The following is a 24969-nucleotide window of genomic DNA, read 5'->3' on the forward strand; positions in this document are numbered from 1 at the left end:
CCGCACGGCTGTGGGCCGCCCTACAGCCGGCACACAGGTTATTCATGCCGTCTCCACATACCTTGCCCATAACGTGACCGTCTCGAGACACGAAACAGCAGCCACACAAGGCACACTGACACCACATGCCGTGGACGTGAGGGATCGCTCCGTCACGTTTCGCGCGCGTCGTAAGGGGGAACCGTGAAAACCGTGAAATCGATCGCCGCCGCCGCGGCGGCCCTGGCCGCCATCGGGGGCGTGGCCGCGGGTACGGCTTCCGGCGCACCACAGAGCGCGCCGAACCCGGTGCAACTCGCCGCGGTCGGCGCGCCTTATGGACCGGCGCTGCCGCAGGATCCGCCGCCGGTCCCGGACGTCGACGTCCCGAGCACCGCCCAGCTGACCGGCCTGCTCAACAGCCTCGCCGACCCCAGCGTCCCGTTCGAGGACAAGAGCAATCTGGTCGAGGGCGGCATCAGCGGCACGGAGGCGCATCTGGCCGACCACGAGCTGAAGAAGGCCGCCAAGAACGGGGACCTGCCGCTGACGTTCAACGTCACCAACGTCCAGCCGGCCGCGCAGGGGTCGGCCACCGCCGACGTCGTGGTCTCGGGTCCGAAGCTGCCGAACCCGGTCACGCAGAGCGTCACGTTCGTCAACCAGGGCAGCTGGATGCTGTCGCGCGCCTCGGCGATGCAGCTGTTGCAAGCCGCGGGGCACTAACTCGCATCGATCATGGGCACTGAAGGGGGAATCGTGAAATCCGTAGCCACAAGCGTGGCGGCGTTGGCCGTCCTCGGCGGCGCAGCCGCAGGCTTTCCCGCTCTGGCGGCTTCCGTCGCACCGCCGGGCGCGCCGGTTCAGGTGCGACTGGCCGCGGTCGGCGCGCCCGATGCGCCGGCATTGCCGCAGGACCCGCCCCCGCCGCCGGCGCCGGGGCAGAACCTGCCGACGCCGGACCAGTTGTCGACCCTCTGCAACCAGGCGACCGATCCCGGCGTGTCGTACACGACGAAGAACAACCTGGTCCAGGGCGGCATCAGCCCGGACGAGGGGCACGTGGCCGACCACGATCTGCGAAAGGCCTACCGGGACGGGAAGTTTCCGGAGCAGTTCAACGTGACGAATATCGCGCCGGCCGGCCCGAATGCGGCCACCGCCGACGTGGCCATCTCGGGGCCGAAGCTCGCCGGACCGGTCTCCAAGAACCTCGCGTTCGTCAATGAGGGCGGGAACTGGATACTCCAACACGACTCCGCGATCGCCCTGATCCAGGCGGCGACAGGCTAAGACGGCTAAGAGCCCGCTACGGCGCTCAGGTCGATCCGCGCGATGCGGGCCGGGTCGGCCAGCACGTCGATCGCCGCGATCCGCCCGTCGCGCACCACGAATCCCATGATCGCCGTCGGCCGCCCGGCGACGAAGACGACCGCGCCCGCGGCGCCGTTGACGGCGGCGGCGCGCGCCTCGCGCTCGGGAGCCGCGTAGCTGCGGGCGAGCTTGGCCACCGAGGCCGCGCCCTCGGCGCGAAACGCGGCGGCGCCCGGGCCGAAGTCGCCGCGCAGGACCACGCCGGGATGCAGCACCGACACCAGCCGGTCGAAGTCGCCGGTGCGCCCCGCCGCGAAGAAGGCGTCGACGGCCTCGCGTTGCGCGGCGATGTCGCCGTCGGGAGCCGGTTGGGACCGTTCGATCCGGCGGCGCGCCCGGCTGGCCAGCTTGCGGGTGGCCTCCGGCGTCCGGTCGACGATGGGTGCGATCCGGTCGAACGGGACGGCGAACACGTCGTGCAGCACGAACGCCAGCCGCTCCGCCGGCGGCAGCGTGTCCAGCACCACGAACAGCGCCAGACCGACCGCGTCGGCCAGCATCGCGCGGTGCTCGGGGTCGAATTCCCCGTCGGCGTCCACGATCGGGTCCGGCAGGTGCGCCACCGGCTCCTCGCGGCCGCGGGCATGGCGGTCGCGCAGCGTGTTCAGGCAGATGCGGGCCACCACGGTGGTCAGCCACGCCTCGAGGTTGTCGATGGCCTGGTCGGTGCGGCTCAGCCGCAGCCACGCCTCCTGCACGGCGTCCTGGGCGTCGTCGACCGAGCCCAGCATGCGGTACGCGATGGCGCCCAGCTGGGGCCGCGCCGCCTCAAAACGCGCCGACAGCGACGCGTCCGACGCGCCCGGCGCGCCCGGCGCCGTCACGCGCGGCCGGTCTCCGGCAGGGCGCACACCCGGTCGCCCGAAAAGCCGGACGACCCGATGCCGAGCGCGATGTTGAACCGGGCGCGCAGGTTGCCCAGCGTGATGACGTGGGTGAGCCCGACGAGCTGGGGGGTGTCGAAGTGGGCGCGCAGCGCCTCGAACAGCTCGTCGCTCACCTCGACCGGGGTGCGGCTGATCGCGGTGGCGTACTCCAGGATCAGCTTGTCGACGTCGGAGAAGCACGCGGCGTTGCGGTAATCGGCCATCCCGAGCAATTCCTCGTCGGTGATTCCCCACCCCCGCGCGATCTGCGAGCCCAGGTCGATGCAGTACTCGCAGCGCACCGTCGTCGCCGACTTCAGCTCGGCCAGCGCGCGGTGGCGGGGGCTGAGGATATCCAGTTTCGACTCGGCCTGTTCCAGCCTGCCGTAGGCGTTGAGCAACCTGGGGATGTGCGCGTACATCCGCAGCGGTTCGAGCATCCCCGCGGTCTCCAGCCCGGTCATCTGCGCCAGCTTGCGCTTGGTGAAGAAGAACGCGATCCTGGCGCCCAGGCCGGCGTCGCGGTCGGAAACTCCTTTGAGCCGGGACATGGCGGTCCTCCCGAATCGATTGTCGCTGGACCCCTTCGGTCCTCACTGCGTCTCACTAGGTCGACACCCGGCGACGCCCGAACGTGACCGCCGGCGCGCGCTACGTCTGCTGGCCCAGCGGCATGTCCATGTCGAACACCCGGGCGTGGAGCACGGTGCGATTCCGCAGCGCGGCGCGCACCGCGCGGTGCAGGCCGTCCTCCAGATAGGTGATGCCCTTCCACCGCACGGCATGCGGGAAAAGATCGCCGTAGAAGGTGGAGTCCTCCGACAGCAGGCGGTCCAGCGCGAGCACGGTCGTCGTGGTGACCAATTCGTCGAGCCGGATCTGCCGCGGCGGTATCCGGGACCAGTCCCTGTAGGACAGCCCGTGGTCGGGATACGGCTTGCCTTCGCGGACGCCCTTGAAAATCATCGGCCGGTCTTCGTGGCCGTTCCGGACGCGTCGCTTCGACCCGACGTGCACATGCCGGACAGGCTAGTCCGGAACGTACCGACGGTGACCGCCAGACGCCCGCCATGGGAAGTCGGCACCGGTTGAGACCGTAAAATGGACGCGGTCAAGGAGGTGGGAGCCGATGGGAAGCGCCGACGAGCGTCGCTTTGAGGTACTGCGCGCCATCGTCGCCGACTTCGTCGCCACCAAGGAACCGATCGGCTCGAAGACCTTGGTGGAGCGCCACAACCTGGGCGTCTCGTCGGCGACCGTCCGCAACGACATGGCCGTGCTGGAGGCGGAGGGCTACATCACCCAGCCGCACACCAGCTCCGGGCGGGTGCCCACCGAAAAGGGCTACCGCGAGTTCGTCGACCGGCTCGACGACGTCAAGCCGCTGTCGTCGGCCGAACGGCGCGCCATCCAGGGCTTCCTGGAATCCGGTGTCGACCTCGACGACGTGCTGCGGCGTGCGGTCCGGCTGCTGGCGCAACTGACTCGCCAGGTGGCGGTGGTGCAGTACCCGACCCTGTCGACGTCGACCGTTCGCCATCTGGAAGTGGTCGCGCTGACGCCGGCCCGGCTGCTCATGGTGGTCATCACCGACTCCGGCCGGGTGGACCAGCGCATCGTCGAACTCGGCGACGTCATCGACGATCACCAGCTTTCCCAGTTGCGGGAGATGCTCGGCCAGGCGCTGGTGGGCAAGAGGATCTCCGCGGCGTCGACCGCGGTCGCCGACCTGGCGGTGGAGGTCGACGGCCGCGGCGGGCTGTCCCACAACCTGAGCAACGCCGTCGGCCGCTCGGCGACGGTGCTGCTGGAGTCGCTGCTGGAACACACCGAGGAACGCTTGCTGATGGGCGGGACCGCCAACCTGACCCGGAACGCCGCGGATTTCGGTGGCTCGCTGCGGTCCATCCTGGAGGCGCTCGAGGAGCAGGTGGTCGTGCTGCGGTTGCTGGCGGCCCAGCAGGAAGCCGGCAAGGTGACCGTGCGCATCGGCCACGAGACGGCCGTCGAACAGATGGTCGGCACCTCGATGGTGTCCACCGCGTACGGCACCTCGGATACCGTGTACGGCGGAATGGGCGTGCTGGGGCCTACCCGGATGGACTATCCGGGAACTATCGCCAGCGTCGCCGCGGTTGCTCTGTATATCGGCGAAATTCTGGGTGCCCGATGAACGCGCACCCGTTGCGGAGCTTGTTGACGGCCGTGGCATCGCGGCCTGAAAAGGCCCTTGGAAAGCCTTAGAAAGGTCAGGCGTGGCACGCGATTATTACGGGCTGCTCGGCGTGAGCAGAAACGCCAGCGATGCGGACATCAAGCGCGCGTACCGCAAGCTGGCGCGCGAGTTGCATCCCGACGTCAACCCCGATGAGGCCGCGCAGGCGAAGTTCAAGGAGATCAGCGTCGCCTACGAGGTGCTGAGCGATCCCGAGAAACGCCGGATCGTCGACTTGGGCGGGGATCCGCTGGAGAGCGCCGCGGCGGCGGGCGGCGGGTTCGGCGGCTTCGGCAATCTGGGCGACGTCTTCGAGGCCTTTTTCGGCGGAGGCTTCAGCGCCGGCTCGGCGTCACGCGGCCCCGTCGGCCGGGTGCGGCCGGGGTCGGACTCGCTGCTGCGGATGCGGCTGGACCTCGAGGAGTGCGCCACCGGCGTGACCAAGCAGGTCACCGTCGACACCGCCGTGTTGTGCGACCGGTGCCAGGGCAGGGGCACCAACGGCGATTCCGCGCCGATCCCCTGCGACACCTGCGGTGGTCGCGGCGAGGTGCAGACGGTGCAGCGTTCGCTGCTGGGCCAGATGGTGACGTCGCGGCCGTGTCCCACCTGCCGGGGCGTCGGAACGGTCATCCCCGACCCGTGCCACCAATGCATGGGCGACGGCCGGGTGCGGGCCCGCCGGGAGATCAGCGTCAAGATCCCCGCCGGCGTCGGCGACGGGATGCGGGTCCGGCTCGCCGCCCAGGGTGAGGTCGGGCCCGGGGGAGGGCCGGCCGGCGACCTGTATGTCGAGGTGCACGAGCAGGCTCACGACATCTTCGTCCGCGAGGGCGACGACCTGCACTGCACGGTCTCGGTGCCGATGGTCGACGCGGCGCTGGGGGCGACCGTCACCGTCGACGCCATCCTGGACGGCACGAGCGAGATCACCATCCCGCCCGGCACGCAGCCCGGTTCGGTCATCACGCTGCGCGGCCACGGGATGCCGCACCTGCGGTCGGGCGTGCGGGGCAACCTGCATGTCCACGTCGAGGTGGTGGTCCCGGCCCGGCTGGACCACCACGACACCGAACTGCTGCGCGAGCTGAAGAATCGCCGCAGCCGCGACGTGCCCGAGGTCCGCTCGACGCACGCCGGCGGCGGCCTGTTCAGCCGGCTGCGCGAGACCTTCACCGGCCGCTAGCTTTAGGGTCCCCTGCCTGTGGTGGCTGGAATATCCACGCTGTTCTACGTCGACGCGCTGCCCGAGACCGGCGCGCTGGCCGTCGTCGACGGCGACGAGGGCTTCCACGCCGCCACCGTGCGGCGCATCCGTCCCGGCGAACAACTCGTGCTCGGCGACGGCGCCGGCGGCCTCGCCCGCTGCCGCGTCGAGCGCGCCGGGCGCGACGGGCTGCAGGCGCGGGTGCTGGGACGCTGGAGCGTCGCGCCCGGGCGCCCGGCGGTCACGGTGGTGCAGGCCGTGCCCAAGTCCGAGCGCTCGGAGTCGGCGATCGAACTGGCCACCGAGGCCGGCGCCGACGCGTTCCTGGCCTGGCAGGCCGCCCGCTGCGTGGCCAACTGGGACGGCGCCCGCGCCGAAAAGGGCCTGCGCCGGTGGCGCGCCGTCGCCCGTTCGGCGGCCCGGCAATCCCGCCGGGCCCACATCCCACCCGTCGACGGAGTGTTGTCCACCGCGGCGCTGATCCGGCGGGTCCGCGACGAGGTGGCCGCCGGGACGGCGGTGCTGGCCCTGCACGAGTCGGCTGCCGACCAGCTCGCCGAGTGCCATGTCGCCCAAGCGGATTCGGTGTTCCTGGTGGTCGGGCCCGAGGGCGGCATCGCGCCGGAGGAGGCCGCCGCGTTGACCGAGGCCGGCGCGGTGGCGGTCCGGCTCGGCCCCCAGGTGTTGCGGACCTCGACGGCCGCCGCCGTGGCGTTGGGGGCGCTGGGCGTGCTCACCCCCCGCTGGGAAGGTTCGTCGAGCCTGTAATTCTGCAGGCCCCCACTCGAACTTTCCCTGCACGATTACAGGCTCGCGGAGTTATCTTCTGCTGATGGCCGAGGCTGCCCACGATCTGAGCGCGCTCTTCGACGAGCACGTCGCCGACGAGTTCGTCGCCAAGGACGTCGCCGCCACCATGGCGACCATGACCGCGCACCCCTTCGTCAACCACGTGCCCACGATGATGGGCGGCGTCGGCGCCGACGAGGTGGCCGACTTCTACCGCGAGCACTTCATCGGGCACTGGCCCGCCGACACCGCGATCATCCCGGTCTGTCGCACCGTCGGCGCCGACCGCGTCGTCGACGAGATGATCATGTCGTTCACGCACGACGTCCCGATGCCGACGTTCCTTCCGGGGGTGCCGCCCACCGGCCGCGCCGTCAAGCTGCCGGTGGTGGTCGTGATGGGGTTCGACGCCGACTCCGATACGCCCAAGGTCGCCTTCGAACGGATCTACTGGGATCAGGCCTGTCTGCTGGTGCAGGTCGGCCTGCTCGACGGCACGTCGCTGCCCGTCACCGGCGCCGCCCAGGCCAGCAAGGTGCTGGACGAGGACCAGCCGTCGAATACGCTGCTGAAGGCTGACCATCCAAGGGCCCCGGCGTAGACTGAGGCGGCCGAGCAAACCCCTGAAAAGCCCAGAAAGCAGGCATCGGAAGCCACGTGACGCCCCGCGAGACCAGCGCTGCTGACACGGTCCCTTCGGTTCGCAGCAGCATCGACGTTCCGCCCGATCTCGTCGTGGGCCTTCTCGGTTCGGCAGACGAGAACCTGCGCGCACTGGAACGCACGCTCAACGCCGACCTGCATGTGCGCGGCAACGCCATCACCCTGTCGGGCGAGCCGGCCGACGTCGCGCTGGCCGAGCGGGTGATCTCGGAGCTGGTCGCCATCGTGGGCGGCGGTCAGCCGTTGACGCCGGAGGTGGTGCGCCACAGCGTCGCCATGCTGGTCGGCGCCGGCGACGAGTCGCCCGCGGAGGTGCTCACCCTCGACATCCTGTCGCGCCGCGGTAAGACGATCCGGCCCAAGACGCTCAACCAGAAGCGTTACGTCGACGCCATCGACGCCAACACCATCGTCTTCGGGATCGGCCCGGCCGGCACCGGCAAGACGTACCTGGCGATGGCCAAGGCGGTCAACGCGCTGCAGACCAAACAGGTGAGCCGCATCATCCTGACCCGGCCCGCGGTGGAAGCCGGTGAGCGCCTGGGCTTTCTGCCGGGCACGCTCAGCGAGAAGATCGACCCGTATCTGCGGCCGCTGTACGACGCGCTGTACGACATGATGGACGCCGAGCTGATCCCGAAGTTGATGTCCGCCGGGGTCATTGAGGTCGCGCCGCTGGCATACATGCGGGGTCGCACGTTGAACGACGCGTTCATCGTCCTCGACGAGGCGCAGAACACCACCGCCGAGCAGATGAAGATGTTCCTCACCCGACTGGGCTTCGGGTCGAAGATCGTCGTCACCGGGGACATCACGCAGGTCGACCTGCCGGGTGGCGCCAGGTCCGGCCTGCGGTCGGCGATGGAGATCCTGGACCGCGTCGACGACATTCACATCGCGGAGCTGACCAGCGTGGACGTGGTGCGCCACCGGCTGGTCTCGGAAATCGTCGACGCCTACGCGAAATTCGAAGAACCCGGCCTGACGATGAATCGGGCGGCTCGGCGGGCTTCCGGTTCCCGCAATCGCCGATGATGGGTGCGGTGAGCAAGCTATGACCATCGAGGTATCCAACGAGTCGGGCGTCGACGTCTCCGAGGCCGAATTGGTCAGCGTCGCACGGTTTGTCATCGCCAGGATGGACGTCAACCCGGCCGCCGAGCTGTCGATGGTGCTACTGGACACCGCGGCCATGGCCGACCTGCACATGCGCTGGATGGACCTGCCCGGGCCGACCGACGTGATGAGCTTCCCGATGGACGAGCTCGAGCCCGGCGGCCGGCCCGACGCCCCCGAGCCGGGGCCGTCGATGCTGGGCGACATCGTGCTGTGCCCGGAATTCGCCGCCGAACAGGCCGCCGCGGCCGGCCACAGCCTCGGACATGAGTTGGCGCTGTTGACGATTCACGGAGTGCTGCATCTGCTCGGCTACGACCACGGCGAGCCGGCCGAGGAAAAAGAGATGTTCGCCCTGCAGGACCGGCTGCTCGAAGAGTGGGTCGCCGAACAGGTCGAGGCCTACCACCAGGACCGCCAGGAGGAACGCGACCGCCGGTTGCTGGACAAGTCAAGGTATTTCGACCATTGACCGGACTGTCTCAACTGCTCGGCGCGATCGCCCTGATCGCTCTGGGCGGGCTCTTCGCGGCGATCGACGCCGCCATCAGCACGGTGTCGCTGGCCCGGGTGCAGGAACTGGTGCGCGACGAGCGGCCCGGCGCGGTGTCCCTGTTGGGGGTGATGACCGAGCGGCCGCGCTACATCAACCTGGTCGTGCTGCTGCGCATCATCTGCGAGATCACCGCCACCGTCTTGCTGGTGGTGTTCCTCTATGACAACTTCGGCATTACCTGGGCGTTGTTCGGCGCCGCGACCATCATGGTGGTGACCAGCTTCGTCGTCATCGGCGTGGGCCCGCGCACCCTCGGCCGCCAGCACGCCTATTCCATTTCGTTGACGACGGCCCTTCCGCTGCGGGTGATTTCGTGGCTGTTGATGCCGATCAGCCGGTTGCTGGTGGTCCTGGGCAACGCGCTCACCCCCGGGCGGGGCCTGCGGAACGGGCCGTTCGCCTCCGAGATCGAACTGCGCGAGGTCGTCGATCTGGCCCAGCAGCGCGGCGTGGTCGCCGCCGACGAGCGCCGGATGATCCAGTCGGTCTTCGAACTCGGCGACACCCCGGCGCGCGAGGTGATGGTGCCCCGCACCGAGATGATCTGGATCGAAAGTGACAAGTTCGCCAGCCAGGCGATAACCCTGGCCGTGCGCAGCGGCCATTCCCGCATCCCGGTGATCGGCGAGAACGTCGACGACGTCGTCGGGGTCGTGTACCTGAAAGACCTTGTCCAGCAGACCTTTTTATCGCCCGACGGCGGCCGCGACACCAAGGTGTCACAGGTGATGCGTCCGGCGGTGTTCGTGCCGGACTCCAAGCCGCTGGACGCGCTGCTGCGCGAGATGCAGCGCGACCGCAACCACATGGCCCTGCTCGTCGACGAGTACGGGGCAATCGCCGGGCTGGTCAGCATCGAGGACGTGCTGGAGGAAATCGTCGGCGAGATCGCCGACGAGTACGACGAGGCGGAGACGGCGCCGATAGAGGAGTTGGGCGACAAACGTTTTCGGGTGTCGGCGCGGCTGCCGATCGAGGACGTCGGCGAGCTGTACGGCGTGGAGTTCGACGACGACCTCGACGTCGACACCGTGGGCGGCCTGCTGGCCCTGGAATTGGGCCGGGTTCCGCTGCCGGGCGCCGAGGTCGTGTCGCACGGCCTGCGGCTGCGCGCCGAGGGCGGCCCGGATCCCCGTGGACGGGTGCGGATCAACACCGTTCTGCTCAGCCCGGCCGACCCCGAGCCCAACGGTGGGGAGGCCGATCGGCATGGCTGAGCAGCTGGACGCCGAGGACGCCAAGCTGGTGGTGCTGGCGCGGGCCGCGATGGCCCGCGCCGAAGCCGGCAGCGGCGCAGCGGTCCGGGACGCCGACGGCCGCACGTATGCGGCCGCGCCGGTGGCCTTGTCGACGCTGAACCTGACCGGATTGCAGGCGGCCGTGGCCGCGGCCGCGTCCAGCGGCGCGACCGGGTTGGAGGCCGCCGTCCTGGTGGCGGCGTCCGCCGACGATCCCGGGATCGCCGCGGTGCGCGAACTGTCGCCGACGGCCCTGATCATCGTCACCGACCGCGCCGGGAACCTGGTATGACGCCGAACGTGCACTCATGGCGAGAAATCCGCGCAAAAGCCGCCCTGTGTGCACGCTCGGCGATAGGCCCGGGCAGGTCCGACCCCACCTCGCGCATCGTCGTCGGGTGCCATGGCTGAATTCCGTTCGGGCTTCGTGTGTTTGGTCGGTCGACCGAACACCGGCAAGTCGACGCTGACCAACGCGCTCGTCGGCGCCAAGGTGGCGATCACCTCGACGCGGCCGCAGACCACCCGGCACACCATTCGCGGCATCGTGCACCGGGAAAACTTCCAAATCATCCTGGTCGACACCCCCGGCCTGCACCGGCCGCGCACCCTGCTGGGCAAGCGGCTCAACGACCTGGTCCGTGACACCTACGCCGAGGTCGACGTCATCGGGTTGTGCATCCCCGCCGACGAGGCGATCGGCCCGGGCGACCGGTGGATCGTTGAGCAGGTTCGCGCGATCGCTCCCAGGACCAAGCTTGTAGTCGTCGTCACCAAGATCGACAAGGTGCCCAAAGACCGGGTCGCCGCGCAGCTGATGGCGGTCAGCGAGCTGGTCGGCGATTCGGCCGAAATCGTTCCGGTGTCGGCGGTAACCGGCGCGCAGATCGACGTGCTGATCGACGTGCTGGCCGCGGCGCTGCCCGAAGGCCCGGCGTATTACCCCGACGGTGAGCTGACCGACGAGCCCGAGGAGCTCCTGATGGCCGAGCTCATCCGCGAGGCCGCCCTGGAGGGAGTGCGCGACGAGCTGCCGCACTCGTTGGCGGTGGTGATCGACGAGGTCAACCCGCGCGAGGGCCGCGATGACCTCATCGACGTGCACGCCATCCTCTACGTCGAGCGGGACAGCCAGAAGGGCATCGTCATCGGCAAGGGCGGCGCGCGGCTGCGGGACGTGGGCACCGCCGCGCGCGCCCAGATCGAGAAGCTGCTGGGCACCAAGGTCTACCTCGACCTGCGCGTCAAGGTCGCCAAGAACTGGCAGAGCGACCCCAAACAGCTTGGCCGGCTGGGTTTTTAGCGTTCACGGCCTCACGCCAGCACCCGGACGGTCCGCAGCGACGGGTCCGCCGCGTCGGGGACGTTCATGCCGGCGCGCACACCCGAGCAAAGGTAGTCCAGCACGGCGTCGTTGAGGCGCTCGCCGGGCACGACGGCGGGGATGCCGGGCGGGTACGGCGTGACCTGTTCGGCGGCAACACGTCCCGACGCCTTCTCCGACGGCACCGCCTCGACGCGTCCGAAGAACGCGTCACGGGGCAGGCAGACTGTTTCCAACTGCAGCTGCCCGGGCGAGGGCAGGTCGATTCGCGGCGGCGGGTCGAGGCCGTCGGCCGCCGCGCGCCACGCCCGCAGCGCCTCGCTGAGACGGCCCGCGGTGGTCTTGTCGTCGGCGAAGGACAGGGTCGCCAGGATGCGGCGGTGATCGCTCATCCCGACGTCGATGTGGGCCTGCGCGCGCAGCCAGTCGGCGGCCTGATAGCCCGAGGCGCCGGTGCCCGAGACGTCCATCATCACCTGCAACCGGTCCAGGTCATGGGATGCCTGCACGCCGAGCAGCTCATCGTCGAGCACCTCCACATCCGGGATGAGTTCGATGTCCTCGCGCAGCTGACTCGCCAAATCCAGTGCGGCACCGAGCAATTCGTGGCCGTGCTCGACCATCTGCCGCCGCCATCCGTCCATCGCGGCATACACCAGGACGTTCGGGCTGGTGGTCATCAGCAGATCCGCGCAGGCCGAAAGCCGGTCCCGGTCGATCCGATCGCCCTGCAGGTGAAACACGGAGCCCTGTTCGAAACCGGCGCCCATCTTGTGCACGCTGACCACGCAGATGTCCGCGCCGGCATCCATCGCCCAGGTCGGCAGGTCCTCATGAAACGGCAGGTGCGCGCCCCACGCCTCGTCGATGATCAGCGGCTTGCCGCGCGCGTGGCAGACCTCGGCGATGCCGGCGATGTCGGCGCAGGTGCCGTACGGGCTGGGGCTCACGACGAGCGCACCGGCGGCGTCGGGGTGCCTTTCCCACGCCTCCTCGACCTGCCGCGGTGAGGGCGGATGCGAGAAATGGCGCTCCGCGTCCCAGCGGGGCGTGATCCAGCGAGGCTGCACGCCGGAGAAAATCAGGCCCGCCACGATGGACTTGTGGCTGTCCCGGCCCACCAACAAACTGCCACTGGAGCCTCCGCCGCCGGCGACGGCCATCATCGCCGCCTTCACCGACAGCGAACTGCCGCACGTGGAGAACCATGCCATGTCGGCGCCCACCGCGTCGGCCATGAGGTCCTCCGCGCGCGTCAGGTACTCGTTGCTGGTCCTGCGGTCATCCAGCCCGCCGGTGGCCAGCACGTCGTCGAGGAACGGTTCGCGGCCCAGCACGGCCAGGACCCGGTCGTCGGCGCCGCGGCCCTGGCGGTGGCCCGGTGGCGTGAACCCGTACCGGTTCTGGTCGCGGTAGTCGGCCAGCGCGTCAAGCAGCGGAGCATCGGATTGGTCCATCCCGAACGGGTACCCGCGTTGTCGCGGGCTAACGCCGGCGTCAGCGGTGCGGCGGCGGCGCGCCGGCCGGCGGCGGGCCGCCGGTATCGGCGTTCCACCACACCGCCGGCTGCTTGGTCGACCACCCGCACACGGCCTCCAGCTCCGCGGCCAGCGAGATCAGCATCCCCTCGCTGTTTGCCGGACCCATCAGCTGCACGCCGATCGGCAAACCTTCCGAGGTGAACCCGGCCGGCACGTTGATCGACGGCCAGCCCAGCACGTTCCACGGAAAGGTCAACGGGCACGCGGCGATCATGGCGCGGTCGGTGCCGAAGCTGCTTAACCGGTCGAAGGCGCGCGCCAGCGGCGGTGGTTGCGCGGTGGTCGGTGCCAGCACCACGTCGACGATGTCGAAGATCGAGCCGACCCGACGCTGGTCGGCGGCCTCGTGCCGCCGGGCGCTGCGCAGGATCGCCTGTCCCAGCACGTGGCCCATGCGCAGATTGGACACCGTGCGGGCGTCCAGGATGACCCCGTCGCCCAGCCGCTCCTCCCAGTCCCGCAGGCCCGCCGTCGAGCGGGCGAGAAAATCCCACGACAACCGCCAGCCGTAGTCGGGGTTGCCGGGCACCACGGTGTGGCCGAGCAGCTCGAGCTGCCGGGACACGGCCCGCGTCGCGGCGAGGATCTCGGGGTGCAGTTTGGGCCGGAAACCGGTGTTGGGGAACCGGGTCGACAGCGCGATGTTCAGCGGGCCGGGCGCCTTCCCGACGTAGTCGGATGCGGTGATCGGGGGCGGTTTGTGCCGGTCGCCCTCGACGTTGCCGGACGCGGCGTCGAGCACCAGCGCCGCGTCGGCCACCGTGCGGGCCAGCACGCCGTTGACCGTGATGCCGTTGAACGCCTCCGGCAACGGCCAGGTGGAGATGCGGCCGCGCTGCGGCTTGATGCCCACCAGGTGCGTCCACGCCGCGGGGATGCGGATGCTGCCGGCGCCGTCGGACCCGATCGCCGCGGTGACCAGGCCCGCCGCCACCGCGGCCGCGCTGCCGCCCGACGATCCGCCGGGAGTGTGCCGACGCGACCAGGGATTGCGGGTGTGCCCGAAGCCGGGTCCGCTGGTGAACGGCCACTGGCCCAGCTCGCAGGTGTTGGTCTTGCCGACGATCACCGCGCCGGCCGCCTTGAGGCGGCGAACCACCTCGGCGTCGTGGGTGGCCGGCGCGACATCCCCCTCGGTGCCGAAGGCGGTGGGCACTCCAGCGGCGTCGACGTCGTCTTTGACCGCGATCGGGATGCCCAGCAGCGGGGCCGTGTCCCCGGCCGCCCGCCGCCGATCGGCCTCCGCCGCGTCGGCCAGCGCGGATTCGGTGAGCACCACCCTGAAGGCGTTCAGGGTGGGCTGGCTCGAATGAATGGCGTGCAGGGAGCGGCCCACCAATGTGACGGACGTCACCGCGCGGCTGGCCAGCTGATACAGCAGGTCGGTCAGCGTGGGCAGGCGCTGGCCGCCGGGCCCGGAACCCGAGCCGGAAAGGGCCCCAAAAGCGGACCCGGAAGCGCCAATCACGGGGTACGAGACTAACGGCGCGGATACCCGCAATGTCGCGGCGGGGTGCAAAACTATTGTGATGCGGCTGTATCGAGACCGAGCGGTGGTGTTGCGCCAGCACAAGCTCGGTGAAGCCGACCGGATCATCACCCTGCTGACCCGCGATCACGGGCTGGTTCGCGCGGTGGCCAAAGGCGTTCGCCGCACCCGCAGCAAATTCGGTGCGCGACTGGAGCCGTTCGCTCACATCGACGCGCAACTGCACCCCGGCCGCAATCTCGACATCGTCACCCAGGTCGTCTCCCTCGACGCGTTCGCCACCGACATCGTCAGCGACTACGGCCGGTACACCTGCGGGTGCGCGATGCTGGAAACCGCCGAACGCCTCGCCGGCGAGGAGCGGGCCCCGGCCCCGGCCCTGCACCGGCTCACGGTGAGCGCGCTGCGGGCGGTGGCAGACGGACACCGGCCCCGTGACCTGTTGCTGGACGCCTACCTGCTGCGGGCCATGGGCATCGCCGGGTGGGCGCCGGCGCTGACCGAGTGCGCCCGGTGCGCCACGCCCGGCCCGCATCGGGCGTTTCACATCGCCGCCGGGGGCAGCGTGTGCACGCATTGCCGCCCGGCCGGTTCGACGACGCCGCCGCTGGGCGTGCTGGACCTGATGTCCGCGCTGCACGACGGAGATTGGGAGGCCGCCGACAAGGCGCCGCAATCGCACCGCAGCCACGTCAGCGGGCTGGTGGCCGCGCACCTGCAATGGCATCTGGAACGGCAGCTCAAAACGTTGCCGCTGGTAGAGCGGACCTACCAGGTCGACCGCACCATCGCCGAACGGCGCGCAGCGCTGATCGGGCAGGATACGGCCTGTGGCTAACAAGGCCGAACGCAAGCTGAAGTCGACCGGCTTCCCGCAGCTGCCCCCGGCGCCCGACGATTACCCCGTCTTTCCCGACACGTCGACGTGGCCGGTCGTCTTCCCCGAACTGCCGCCGTCCGCCGACGGTGGCCCGCGCCGGCCGCCGCAGCACGTCTCGAAGGCGGCCGCGCCGCGGATTCCGGCCGACCGCTTGCCCTTTCACGTCGCCATCGTGATGGACGGCAACGGCCGCTGGGCCACCCAACGCGGCCTGAGCCGCACCGACGGCCACCGGGCCGGCGAGGCGGTCGTGATCGACATCGTCTGCGGCGCAATCGAACTCGGGATCAAGTGGCTCAGCCTCTACGCCTTCTCCACCGAAAACTGGAAGCGTTCCCCCGAGGAGGTCCGCTTCCTGATGGGATTCAACCGCGACGTCGTGCGGCGGCGCCGCGAGAACCTCAAAGCGATGGGGGTCAAGATCCGGTGGGTGGGTTCGCGGCCGCGCCTGTGGCGCAGCGTGATCAACGAGTTGGCGATCGCCGAGGCGATGACGCAGGGCAACGACGTCATCACGGTCAACTATTGCGTCAACTACGGCGGCCGCGCCGAAATCACGGAATCCACAAGGGAAATCGCTCGCCTGGTGCAGGCGGGCAGGCTGCAGCCCGACCGGATCACCGAGTCGACGATCTCCCGCCACCTGCAACGGCCCGACATCCCCGATGTCGACCTCTTTCTGAGGACCTCCGGAGAACAGCGGTCCAGCAATTTCATGCTGTGGCAGGCGGCGTACGCCGAGTACATCTTCCAAGACAAGCTGTGGCCCGACTACGACCGCCGCGACCTGTGGGCGGCCTGCGAGGAATACGCGGCCCGCAACCGACGGTTCGGCAGCGCCTGATGCCGTCGCTGCAGGAACGCCTGGCCCCGATACTCCGCGACGTCCTTCCCGTCGAGGAGGAACCCGACGGCGCGCTGACGGTGCGCCATAACGGCACGTTGGCGTCGCTGCGGGTGGTCACCATCGCCGAGGGCCTCGACCTGGTGTCGCTGACCCAGATAGTGGCCTGGGATCTGCCGCTCACCAAGAGGATCAGCGACCGGGTCGCCAAGCAGGCGCACGACAGCAACTTCGGCAGCGTGACGTTGGTCGAGAAGGTCAACGACAAGGCGGTGCGGCGCAACTCGGGCAAAGGTGCGTCCAAAACCGCGGACGTGATGCAGCGCTACAACTTTCCCGGGGCCGGCCTGACCGACGACGCCCTGCGCACCCTGATCCTGTTGGTGCTGGACACCGGCGCCGAGATACGCCGTGCGCTGACTTCCTGACTGGGCCGCGAAATCGACGGCAGCGCGGAAAAGTCCGAGAGAACATCTCGGTACCGTCAATCTCGGTGCCGCAACGGATGTTCCGAGCCGCCCCGCGCCCTAAGACCGGCAGTCAGAGCACGTTCCGAAGATCTCGATGGTGTGGCTGACATCGGAGAAGCCGTGCTTGGCCGCCACCTCCGCCGCCCACTCCTCGACCTCGTGGTCGCCCACCTCGACGGTGGAACCGCAGCCGCGGCACACCAGATGGTGATGATGATGGTCCGAGCACCTGCGGTAGACCGACTCGCCGGTGTCGGTGCGCAGCGTGTCGACCATGCCCGCCGCCGCCATGGACTGCAGCGTCCGATAGACGGTGGTCAGGCCGATGTTCTCGCCGCGGCGCCGTAGCTCGTCGTGCAACTCCTGCGCCGAGCGGAAGTCGTCGAGCGTCTCCAGCAAGGTCGAAATCGCCGCGCGCTGGCGGGTGGAACGCACACTCGCGCCGGTCATACCGTGTCCTCGCTCGCGTGCGCGACGGCGTCGACAACGATGTGCGCGAGGTGGTGGTCGGCAAGCCGGTATAGCACCTCGCGGCCGGATCGCTCCCCGGTCACCACGCCCGCCGCCTTGAGGATCTTCAAATGCTGGCTGACCAGCGGCTGTGGCACCCCGAGCGCGTCGACCAGCTCGTGGACGCAGCGGTGGGATTCGCGTAGCTGCAGCACGATGGCGATCCGCACCGGTGCGGCCAGCGCGCGCAGCAGCTCCCCGGCGGCGTCGAGAATCTCCCGCGACGGCGGCACGGGGTACTCGGGGAAGGCGGAGTGTGCGCCGGGCCCCGCGCCGGCATGCGGGTGCGTCAGCACGCCGCCGGCGGCGGTGGTCGGCCCTGACGAGGGCATCGAGGAGGACATCGCCATGGGGGAGTCATCACCTCGAGAAGTGCCGGGTACTGGGAATGCCCGCCGCTGGAGGACGATGGGCCGCCTTCCACTGTCACATGCGTGATGACGCATGTCAAAGACCGTGGCGCCGGTCGATACCATGACTGGTGTTTTGCGAGCGGCGATCGCCGCCGCGCATGTCTGCCCCGACCCGGAAAGGGAGTGCACCGCCCCGTGGCGTCCGTCATCGACACCGTAGTCAACCTGGCCAAACGGCGGGGCTTCGTCTATCCCTCGGGCGAGATCTACGGGGGTACCAAATCGGCGTGGGATTACGGCCCGCTGGGCGTGGAGCTCAAGGAGAACATCAAGCGGCAGTGGTGGCGTTCGGTGGTCACCGGCCGCGACGACGTCGTCGGCCTCGATTCGTCGATCATCCTGCCGCGGCAGGTGTGGGTGGCCTCCGGCCACGTCGAGGTCTTCCACGACCCGCTGGTCGAGTCGCTGATCACCCACAAGCGCTACCGGGCCGACCACCTCATCGAGGCCTACGAGGCCAAACACGGGCAGCCGCCGCCGAACGGGCTGGCCGACATCCGCGACCCCGACACCGGCGAGCCCGGGCAGTGGACCGAGCCGCGCGAGTTCAACATGATGCTCAAGACGTATCTCGGACCCATCGAAACCGAGGAGGGGCTGCACTACCTGCGGCCGGAAACGGCGCAGGGCATCTTCATCAACTTCGCCAACGTGGTGACCACGGCGCGCAAGAAGCCGCCATTCGGGATCGGCCAGATCGGCAAGAGCTTCCGCAACGAAATCACCCCGGGCAACTTCATCTTCCGCACCCGCGAATTCGAACAGATGGAGATGGAATTCTTCGTCGAGCCGTCGACCGCGCGGGACTGGCATCAGTATTGGATCGACACCCGGCTGCAGTGGTACGTCGACCTCGGCATCGATCCGGCGAACCTGCGGCTGTACGAGCATCCCAAGGACAAGCTGTCGCACTACTCGGACCGCACCGTCGACATCGAGTACAAATTCGGCTTCGTCGGCAATCCTTGGGGCGAGCTGGAAGGTGTGGCGAACCGGACGGACTTCGACTTATCAACGCACGCAGAGCATTCCGGCGTCGACCTGTCGTTCTATGACCAGGTCGCCGACACCCGGTACACGCCGTATGTCATCGAGCCGGCGGCGGGTCTGACGCGGTCGTTCATGGCCTTCCTGATCGACGCGTACACCGAGGACCAGGCGCCGAACGCCAAGGGCGGCATGGACAAACGCACGGTGCTCCGGCTCGACCCGCGGCTGGCGCCGGTCAAGGCGGCGGTGCTGCCCCTGTCGCGGCACGCCGACCTGAGTCCCAAGGCCCGTGACCTGGCCGCTGAATTGCGGAAATGCTGGCACATCGATTTCGACGACGCCGGTGCCATCGGGCGCCGCTATCGGCGCCAGGACGAGGTCGGTACGCCTTTCTGCGTGACGGTGGATTTCGACTCACTCGAGGACGACGCCGTCACCGTGCGCGAGCGCGACGCCATGACGCAGGACCGGGTCGCGATAGGCGGTGTCGCCGACTATCTGGCGGTGCGGTTGAAGGGCTGTTAGCGCCGGCTGCTTGTGGTTTTCGGTAACGATCGGATCCGCCGTCCCGATTAATCGGTGGAGGAGGGCGGCCGATGAGCTTTGCGCTGCCGTCGGAAAATCATTTTGTTTGCCGAATGCGTCGAATTCCGTCTTCTTTAACATGGGCACCGATAACTCGGGCTGCCGGCAGAACAACTCGCCGGCGGCGGAAACTCCGGCTTTCAAAACTCGGGTCTCGACAATTCGGGTTACCAGAACGCGGCCGTCGATGGCGCCGGTATCTTTGTCACCGGTGCCGCGAGTTCTGTGCGGCGCACCTCCAGGACGGCCAGCTCCGGCGTGTTTTGTCTCCGGCGATGGGGTTTCCGGTTTGTTCACGAACTCGTTCTGGCGATGTTGTGGGCGAAAAGGCATCTGTAAGCGGATCAGAATCGTTCTGCTCGGGCACGGCTCGCGCAGAAACCCGACATAGTTTGCCCGGGTTTTTGACAGTTCGTCTTTACCCAGCCTTGACCGGCCGTCTGGACAGTCGTCCGGTTAGCGGGGGATCCCGCCGTTGTCGTCCGACGGGAAATGATTTGGTGAAACTCATGATTTTCAGGTGTGATTGTCTTAGGATTCAGCGGTGGCGGTAGGCGGGTGCCTCGTCGCTTCGGATGAACGTTGGCCAGGTGGTTGTCGGAGCCGCTGAGGCGGCTGGATGGGGTTGTGATGGTTCCTGCTTTTACGTTCTTGCCTCCGGAGATCAACTCGGCGTTGATGTTCGCTGGCGCGGGTTCGGGACCGCTGTTCATGGCCGCGTCAGCCTGGGACGGGTTGGCTTCGGACCTGTCGGCCGCGGCGTCGTCGTTTCAATCGGTGGTCTCGGGGCTGACCGGCGGGCCGTGGGCGGGTCCCTCGTCGGCGTCGATGGCGGCCGCGGCCACCCCGTACGTGGGCTGGTTGAGCGCGGCCGCCGGGCAAGCCGAGGCCGCGGCCGCTCAGGCCCGGGCCGCGGCGTCGTCGTTTGAGTCCGCGTTGACGGCGACGGTGCCCACGGCGGCGGTGACGGAGAATCGCGTTCAGCTGCTGGCCTTGATCGCGACGAACATCCTGGGCCAGAACACCCCGGCGATCGCGATGACCGAGTTCGAGTACATGGAGATGTGGGCCCAGGACGTCGCCGCGATGGTGGGCTATCACGTGGGAGCCACCTCGGTGGCCGCGGCCCTGCCGTCGTTCAGCCTGCCCCCGGTGAGCCTGGCCGGCCTGACGGGGTTGCTGTCGACGCCGCTGTCCGGCGTGGCGTCGGAATTTGCCGGTCTCGCCTCGACGGCGGAAGCCGCATTGGCCGCTCCGATGCAGTCCGCGGTGGCGGCGGTTGGGCCCGCGGTGTCGGAGGTGTCGTCGCTGGCCTCCGCCGCGCCGATATCGTCCCTGCAGTCGGTCGCGCAGGTGGCCATGTATCCGGCGAGCATGATGATGTCGCCGATCATGATGGCGGCCCAGGCCGGCATGGGTGCGCATCCGGCGCTGGCCGGTGCCACGAACGTGGCCGCAGATGCGCCGAAATTCGTCAGCAGCGCTGTTCCGGCCGCGAAGGGGCTGGGTGGCGGGCTGGGCGGTTTGGGGGGCGCGGCGGGCCTGGGTAAGGCGCGGTTGGTCGGGGCGATGTCGGTTCCCCCGACGTGGCAGGGCTCGGCCCCGTCTCGGATGGTCAGTTCGGCGATGTCGGGGCTGGGTGGCGAGATGCCCGGCCCCGCCGCCGCGGCCGCCGGGGCGCCGACGGGTGGCATGCCGATGATGCCGATGCCGATGGGCGGCATGGGCGCGGCCGGCGGCATGCCCGGCGGAATGCTGGGCCGCGGCGGCGCCAGCCCGAACCATGTGGTGCAGACTCGGCCCAGCGTGGTGCCGCGGACCGGGGTCGGATAAACGATGCGCTGCGGCGCGTGATTCGAAAGTTCATCGGAAAGGAGCGGTGTGGTGGCTACTCGGTTTATGACTGACCCGCATGCGATGCGGGCGATGGCCGGTCGTTTTGAAGTACATGCGCAGACTGTTGAGGACGAGGCCCGCAAGATGTGGGCGTCGTCGATGAACATCGCCGGGGCCGGTTGGAGTGGTCAGGCGCAGGCGACGTCGTATGACACCATGGGCCAGGTCAACCAGGCCTTTCGCAACATCGTGAACATGCTGCACGGGGTGCGCGACGGGCTGTTCCGCGACGCCAACAACTACGAGCAGCAAGAGCAGGCTTCCCAGCAGATTTTGAGCAGCTAGCGCTTTCAGCGCATGAGGAAGGCATGAGGAAGGTTGTGCGATGACGATTAATTATCAGTTTGGCGATGTGGATTCGCATGGCGCGTTGATTCGTGCGCAGGCCGCGTCGTTGGAGGCCGAGCATCAGGCCATCGTTCGTGATGTGTTGGCCGCGGGTGACTTTTGGGGTGGCTCGGGTTCGGTGGCGTGCCAGGAGTTCATCACCCAGTTGGGTCGCAACTTCCAGGTGATCTACGAGCAGGCCAACGCCCACGGCCAGAAGGTGCAGACCGCCGGCAGCAACATGGCCAGCACCGACAGCGCCGTCGGCTCCAGCTGGGCCTAATCAGCCACCAAGGCGCGGGCAACACCCCGGGGGGAACGCGGTGTTGCCCGCGCCTTCGGCATGCCGGCGGCACGCTTCGTGAAAAGAGCGAAATCGGTCAATCCCGGATATTGTCCTCATGATTGACTTACGATTCGGAGTGCTTGGTGGTGCTTAGCGCGCCACCGAGTGCGAGTGTAGGGATATCGGCTGTGGAAGGGGGCAGCGTGCTTTTGCCTCTTAGTTCGCCGCTGCCGGACGATTCGGTGTCGGCGATTCGTGGTGAGTCAGGCATGCTCGGCGGCCTATCGGTTCCGCTCAAGTGGGGAGTGGCTGTTCCGCCGGACGACTATGACCATTGGGCACCGGAGCCGGAAGACGGTGCCGATGCCGATGCCGCTGACACGACGGCCGCCGGGCTGAGCCAGGAGGCGGCCCCTGACGGCGTGGATGAATGGAATGAGTGGGGCGAGTGGAGCGAGTGGCAAGGCGACGCCGAGCCCCGCTTCGACATGCCGCGGACGACCAGCGTGATACCGAATTCTCCGGCCGCCGGTTGAGAGAGAGGGGGAAGACTGTCGGTATTTCACGCGTGATCGGCGGCTCCGGTGTCTTCGTGGCCGGCCAATTACGACGACCAATCTGCATGACAAGTCCAGGAAGTTAGTCCAGAAGGAGATAGCCGAGATGGCAACACGTTTTATGACCGATCCGCACGAGATGCGGGCGATGGCGGGCCGTTTTGAGGTGCACGCCCAGACCGTTGAGGACGAGGCCCGCAAGATGTGGGCGTCGTCGATGAACATCGCCGGGGCCGGCTGGAGTGGGCAGGCGCAGGCGACCTCGTATGACACCATGGGCCAGGTCAACCAGGCCTTCCGCAACATCGTGAACATGCTGCACGGGGTCCGCGACGGACTGATCCGCGACGCCAACAACTACGAGCAGCAAGAGCAGGCTTCCCAGCAAATCCTCAGCAGCTAGCCTTCGGCGCTGCTGTCCACCACTTTTGACTTTGAGAGGACGCAAACATGACCATCAATTATCAGTTCGGCGATGTGGATTCGCATGGCGCGTTGATTCGTGCGCAGGCCGCGTCGTTGGAGGCCGAGCATCAGGCCATCGTTCGTGATGTGTTGGCCGCCGGTGACTTTTGGGGCGGCTCGGGTTCGGTGGCCTGCCAGGAGTTCATCACCCAGTTGGGTCGCAACTTCCAGGTGATCTACGAGCAGGCCAACGCCCACGGCCAGAAGGTGCAGACCGCCGGCAGCAACATGGCCAGCACCGACAGCGCCGTCGGCTCCAGCTGGGCGTAGAAGACCGGTCGGCGGCGGCGCGCCGGTTTCCCGGCGCGGGCCCCCATCGGTGAAAGTGCATGACCTGCCCCCGGGCGCTTGGCGCCCGGGGGCAGTCGCGTCTTTGGGCTCCATGTCCGCCGGGTGACCGGCTCAGAATCGTCCGCCGCCGCCCATCAAGCCGCCGCCGCCGGACGAGCCGCCGAACGATGTCGGGCTCCATCCGCCGAACCCGCCCCGCATGCCTCCGCTGAGGAGGTCGCCGATGATGATGCCGCCGATCATCGCGCCGGTGTCGCTGCCCCCGCGGCCGGCGTAGACGCGCTCAGCCTGCTGCACGTCGGCATTGGCGAGCGCCTGCGCGTTGGCAGCCAGCGCCGACGCCGCGTTGGCGTGGGCAATCGCCTCGGTCAGGTTGGTCGCCCGCTTGCCCCGTGCGGCGTCGAGGTGCCGTCTGGCCTCGGCGAGCCGGGTCCGGGCCTCGGCGCCGATGCTGCCCCGGCGGGTGTCGATGTATTCGGAGACGCCGCGGACCCGCGACTCCGCGGTGAACAGCGCCTGCTCGAACGAACGGTTGAGCCGCTCGGCGTTCGCCTGCTCCTGGGCCACGGTGGCCAGGACCCGATTGAGGTCGGCGTCGGCCTTGGTGAGCCGGGCGAACGCGGCCAGCGGGTCGGCCGAGCCACCGCCGCGGGTGCTGTCCAGGGCGCCCGTCGCCGCGTCGCGCGCCGCGGTCAGCTCGGCGGTGTGGCCCGACGCGGGCTTCTGCAGCTGCCGGCCCGCGCGCTCGATGCCCGCGTGGATGTCGTCGATCACCGATGGCAACGCGGCGACGGCGCGCTTGATATCGGCGGCCGCGTTGTCGATCGCGTCCAGCAGCGCGCGCGCTTGCCCGAGCGCCGACTCGGCGGCGCGGACCGCGTCCACCAAAGCGGTCTGCTGACCGCCCTGGACGGCGACCAGGTCGCGGGCCGAGCCGATGTTGCGGTCGGCGAACGCGAGCCTGTCGTTGGCGGATGCGATATTGCCGGACACCGAAGCCAGTGTCGCAGCGCCGAATTCGTCGTGCAGCTCGGCCAGCCGCCGCTCCGCCGGGGCGACGCGAGCGGTGAGTTCGACATATTGCACGGTCAGCGCGTCCAGCCGGGACCGGGCGTTGATCACCAAATCCCGCAGCTTTTCGAACGCGTCGGTCTGCGACGCGAGTTCGCGATCGGCGCGGGCCGCCGACACGATCACCCGGGTCAACAGCTCGCGCCGCTCGCCCGGGGTCTCGGGCGTGCTGTCGTCAAGCTGATGGCGGACCGTAAAGGCCTGAGACAGAGCGGCTTTGGCGTTGTTCACCGCCTGGGTGAACGGTTGGGTTCGCTCTTCACCGAACTCGTCGATCGCCAGCGTGAGCTCGTTGGCGCTCGTGCGCACCGCGTTGTCGACCTCGACCACCATCGAGTGCGAGAGGTCGTCGAGGGCGTCCAGCGGCACGGCGGCCAACGCGTCCGCGTCGGTGGGGTCGACCCGGCGTGCCGCGGCAAGCGCGGCGGCGCGCCGTCGTCGGCGGCGATAGCGCATCACGACCAGCAGGGCCGCCGCGGCGATGACGATGACACCCAGCGTGACCAGCAGCATCGCGGGAGCCCACGAGCGCGGTGACGCGTTGAGCCCGTCGGCCGCCGCGACCGCCGCGCCGCTCCAGTCGTCGCGGTGGAGCGCGGGTTCGATCTTGCCGCGCCGCAGCCCATCAACCTCGCTCGCGTTGATGCTCTTGATCGTGGACGGCACCAAAAAGGCGTATGCCCGGTCGGTGGTGGCCACCGCGAGCAGCGCGTCGTAGTCGCCCAGGTCGCTGGTGATCCTGGTGTGCCTTGCCCAGCCCTCCGGGCCCTGCCCGGAAAAGTTGTCGACGTAGACCACCCACAGGCGGATGTGGCGGGCGGCGTACAGCCGGTCGATGGCCGACGTCACCGCGGCGCGCCCGGAATCCGACAGGACGTTCGCGTTGTCGGTGACGTAATCCGGCAGCCGCAGCGGCGGTTGGGCGCCGCCCGGCGGCGCCAGGAGCAGCCCCCAGCCGAGGCCCGCGAGGATCGTCAGGATCACGCCGAGCAGGCGACGAGTGCGCATAGGTCAATCTAGCCGTCCG

General features: G+C 68.9%; 29 protein-coding genes. 21 read left to right on the forward strand and 8 right to left on the reverse strand.

Annotated features, from left to right (window positions below):
* Positions 1–183 precede the first annotated feature (183 nt).
* Entirely contained in the window at positions 184–705 is a 522-nt protein-coding gene (locus G6N25_RS18080) for a hypothetical protein (RefSeq protein ID WP_083072088.1), read from the forward strand.
* Between the two features lie 12 nt (positions 706–717).
* Positions 718–1272 (forward strand): hypothetical protein, encoded by a 555-nt coding sequence (locus G6N25_RS18085; protein WP_083072089.1) that lies wholly within the window; start codon positions 718–720, stop codon positions 1270–1272.
* Between the two features lie 5 nt (positions 1273–1277).
* Here G6N25_RS18085 and G6N25_RS18090 read toward each other — a convergent pair whose 3' ends face one another.
* The 3 genes from G6N25_RS18090 to G6N25_RS18100 form a co-directional block, all read right to left on the reverse strand.
* Positions 1278–2177, reverse strand: coding sequence for a sigma-70 family RNA polymerase sigma factor (locus G6N25_RS18090; RefSeq protein WP_083072131.1), 900 nt, complete (start codon positions 2175–2177; stop codon positions 1278–1280).
* Positions 2174–2770, reverse strand: coding sequence for a carboxymuconolactone decarboxylase family protein (locus G6N25_RS18095; RefSeq protein ID WP_083072090.1), 597 nt, complete (start codon positions 2768–2770; stop codon positions 2174–2176). The genes G6N25_RS18090 and G6N25_RS18095 overlap by 4 nt, the downstream gene beginning before the upstream one ends.
* A 100-nt stretch (positions 2771–2870) precedes the next feature.
* Positions 2871–3185, reverse strand: a complete 315-nt coding sequence (locus G6N25_RS18100) for a type II toxin-antitoxin system VapB family antitoxin (protein ID WP_083072132.1) — start codon at positions 3183–3185, stop codon at positions 2871–2873.
* 163 nt (positions 3186–3348) lie between these two features.
* Here G6N25_RS18100 and hrcA point away from each other — a divergent pair, with 163 nt between their 5' ends.
* The 9 genes from hrcA to era all read left to right on the forward strand — a co-directional run bounded on the left by hrcA (position 3349) and on the right by era (position 11306).
* Positions 3349–4392, forward strand: coding sequence for a heat-inducible transcriptional repressor HrcA (gene hrcA / locus G6N25_RS18105; protein WP_083072091.1), 1044 nt, complete (start codon positions 3349–3351; stop codon positions 4390–4392).
* A gap of 82 nt (positions 4393–4474) precedes the next feature.
* Positions 4475–5620, forward strand: a complete 1146-nt coding sequence (gene dnaJ / locus G6N25_RS18110; protein WP_083072092.1) for a molecular chaperone DnaJ — start codon at positions 4475–4477, stop codon at positions 5618–5620.
* A 30-nt stretch (positions 5621–5650) separates the two neighbouring features.
* Positions 5651–6409 (forward strand): 16S rRNA (uracil(1498)-N(3))-methyltransferase, encoded by a 759-nt coding sequence (locus tag G6N25_RS18115; protein ID WP_083072133.1) that lies wholly within the window; start codon positions 5651–5653, stop codon positions 6407–6409.
* A gap of 64 nt (positions 6410–6473) precedes the next feature.
* The gene (locus G6N25_RS18120) at positions 6474–7031 is read left to right on the forward strand and encodes a nuclear transport factor 2 family protein (protein WP_083072093.1); all 558 of its coding nucleotides are present in this window, start codon (positions 6474–6476) and stop codon (positions 7029–7031) included.
* A gap of 56 nt (positions 7032–7087) precedes the next feature.
* Positions 7088–8128: a PhoH family protein gene (locus G6N25_RS18125; RefSeq protein WP_083072094.1), complete on the forward strand. Its 1041-nt coding sequence runs from the start codon at positions 7088–7090 to the stop codon at positions 8126–8128.
* Between the two features lie 19 nt (positions 8129–8147).
* Positions 8148–8681: an rRNA maturation RNase YbeY gene (ybeY, locus tag G6N25_RS18130; RefSeq protein WP_083010401.1), complete on the forward strand. Its 534-nt coding sequence runs from the start codon at positions 8148–8150 to the stop codon at positions 8679–8681.
* The gene (locus G6N25_RS18135; protein WP_083072095.1) at positions 8678–9982 is read left to right on the forward strand and encodes a hemolysin family protein; all 1305 of its coding nucleotides are present in this window, start codon (positions 8678–8680) and stop codon (positions 9980–9982) included. The genes ybeY and G6N25_RS18135 overlap by 4 nt, the downstream gene beginning before the upstream one ends.
* Positions 9975–10295 (forward strand): cytidine deaminase, encoded by a 321-nt coding sequence (locus tag G6N25_RS18140; RefSeq protein ID WP_083072096.1) that lies wholly within the window; start codon positions 9975–9977, stop codon positions 10293–10295. The genes G6N25_RS18135 and G6N25_RS18140 overlap by 8 nt, the downstream gene beginning before the upstream one ends.
* A gap of 111 nt (positions 10296–10406) precedes the next feature.
* Positions 10407–11306, forward strand: coding sequence for a GTPase Era (gene era / locus G6N25_RS18145; protein ID WP_083072097.1), 900 nt, complete (start codon positions 10407–10409; stop codon positions 11304–11306).
* Between the two features lie 11 nt (positions 11307–11317).
* Here the strand turns inward: era and G6N25_RS18150 are convergent, their stop codons facing one another.
* Together G6N25_RS18150 and G6N25_RS18155 are read right to left on the reverse strand one after the other, a co-directional pair.
* Positions 11318–12784 carry an aminotransferase class I/II-fold pyridoxal phosphate-dependent enzyme gene (locus G6N25_RS18150; RefSeq protein WP_083072098.1) on the reverse strand — a complete coding sequence of 489 codons (1467 nt, stop codon included), beginning with the start codon at positions 12782–12784 and terminating at the stop codon, positions 11318–11320.
* Between the two features lie 40 nt (positions 12785–12824).
* A complete protein-coding gene (locus G6N25_RS18155; protein WP_083072099.1) occupies positions 12825–14336 on the reverse strand; it encodes an amidase in 1512 nt (503 codons plus the stop codon).
* 61 nt (positions 14337–14397) lie between these two features.
* On the opposite strand from G6N25_RS18155, the gene recO reads away from it, so the two are divergent.
* From recO to G6N25_RS18170, 3 genes are read left to right on the forward strand one after another with little or no spacing between them, the layout of a single operon-like run.
* Positions 14398–15195 carry a DNA repair protein RecO gene (recO, locus tag G6N25_RS18160; RefSeq protein ID WP_083072100.1) on the forward strand — a complete coding sequence of 266 codons (798 nt, stop codon included), beginning with the start codon at positions 14398–14400 and terminating at the stop codon, positions 15193–15195.
* Complete coding sequence (locus G6N25_RS18165; RefSeq protein ID WP_083072101.1) at positions 15188–16081, forward strand: decaprenyl diphosphate synthase; 894 nt, start codon at positions 15188–15190, stop codon at positions 16079–16081. The genes recO and G6N25_RS18165 overlap by 8 nt, the downstream gene beginning before the upstream one ends.
* Complete coding sequence (locus G6N25_RS18170) at positions 16081–16509, forward strand: hypothetical protein (RefSeq protein WP_083072102.1); 429 nt, start codon at positions 16081–16083, stop codon at positions 16507–16509. Before G6N25_RS18165 ends, G6N25_RS18170 begins: the two co-directional genes overlap by 1 nt.
* Positions 16510–16608: 99 nt before the next feature.
* On the opposite strand, the gene G6N25_RS18175 is transcribed toward G6N25_RS18170, so the two are convergent.
* Together G6N25_RS18175 and G6N25_RS18180 are read right to left on the reverse strand one after the other, a co-directional pair.
* Positions 16609–17001 carry a Fur family transcriptional regulator gene (locus G6N25_RS18175; RefSeq protein ID WP_083072103.1) on the reverse strand — a complete coding sequence of 131 codons (393 nt, stop codon included), beginning with the start codon at positions 16999–17001 and terminating at the stop codon, positions 16609–16611.
* Positions 16998–17411, reverse strand: coding sequence for an ArsR/SmtB family transcription factor (locus G6N25_RS18180; protein ID WP_142272442.1), 414 nt, complete (start codon positions 17409–17411; stop codon positions 16998–17000). Before G6N25_RS18180 ends, G6N25_RS18175 begins: the two co-directional genes overlap by 4 nt.
* Before the next feature lie 186 nt (positions 17412–17597).
* Here G6N25_RS18180 and G6N25_RS18185 point away from each other — a divergent pair, with 186 nt between their 5' ends.
* The 7 genes from G6N25_RS18185 (at position 17598) to G6N25_RS18215 (ending at position 22850) form a co-directional block, all read left to right on the forward strand.
* Positions 17598–18989 (forward strand): glycine--tRNA ligase, encoded by a 1392-nt coding sequence (locus G6N25_RS18185; protein ID WP_083072104.1) that lies wholly within the window; start codon positions 17598–17600, stop codon positions 18987–18989.
* A gap of 690 nt (positions 18990–19679) precedes the next feature.
* The gene (locus G6N25_RS18190) at positions 19680–20882 is read left to right on the forward strand and encodes a PPE family protein (RefSeq protein WP_083072105.1); all 1203 of its coding nucleotides are present in this window, start codon (positions 19680–19682) and stop codon (positions 20880–20882) included.
* A 51-nt stretch (positions 20883–20933) separates the two neighbouring features.
* The gene (locus G6N25_RS18195) at positions 20934–21230 is read left to right on the forward strand and encodes a WXG100 family type VII secretion target (protein WP_083072135.1); all 297 of its coding nucleotides are present in this window, start codon (positions 20934–20936) and stop codon (positions 21228–21230) included.
* Between the two features lie 40 nt (positions 21231–21270).
* Positions 21271–21555, forward strand: coding sequence for a WXG100 family type VII secretion target (locus tag G6N25_RS18200; protein ID WP_083072106.1), 285 nt, complete (start codon positions 21271–21273; stop codon positions 21553–21555).
* Positions 21556–21827: 272 nt separating this feature from the next.
* Positions 21828–22094 (forward strand): hypothetical protein, encoded by a 267-nt coding sequence (locus G6N25_RS18205; RefSeq protein WP_083072107.1) that lies wholly within the window; start codon positions 21828–21830, stop codon positions 22092–22094.
* A gap of 127 nt (positions 22095–22221) precedes the next feature.
* Positions 22222–22518, forward strand: a complete 297-nt coding sequence (locus G6N25_RS18210) for a WXG100 family type VII secretion target (protein WP_003874404.1) — start codon at positions 22222–22224, stop codon at positions 22516–22518.
* A gap of 47 nt (positions 22519–22565) precedes the next feature.
* Entirely contained in the window at positions 22566–22850 is a 285-nt protein-coding gene (locus tag G6N25_RS18215; protein WP_083072106.1) for a WXG100 family type VII secretion target, read from the forward strand.
* Positions 22851–22982: 132 nt separating this feature from the next.
* Here G6N25_RS18215 and G6N25_RS18220 read toward each other — a convergent pair whose 3' ends face one another.
* A complete protein-coding gene (locus G6N25_RS18220; RefSeq protein ID WP_083076209.1) occupies positions 22983–24950 on the reverse strand; it encodes a TPM domain-containing protein in 1968 nt (655 codons plus the stop codon).
* Positions 24951–24969 lie beyond the last annotated feature (19 nt).

It is taken from the genome of Mycobacterium heidelbergense (assembly GCF_010730745.1).
In the GTDB taxonomy this organism is placed as follows: domain Bacteria; phylum Actinomycetota; class Actinomycetes; order Mycobacteriales; family Mycobacteriaceae; genus Mycobacterium; species Mycobacterium heidelbergense.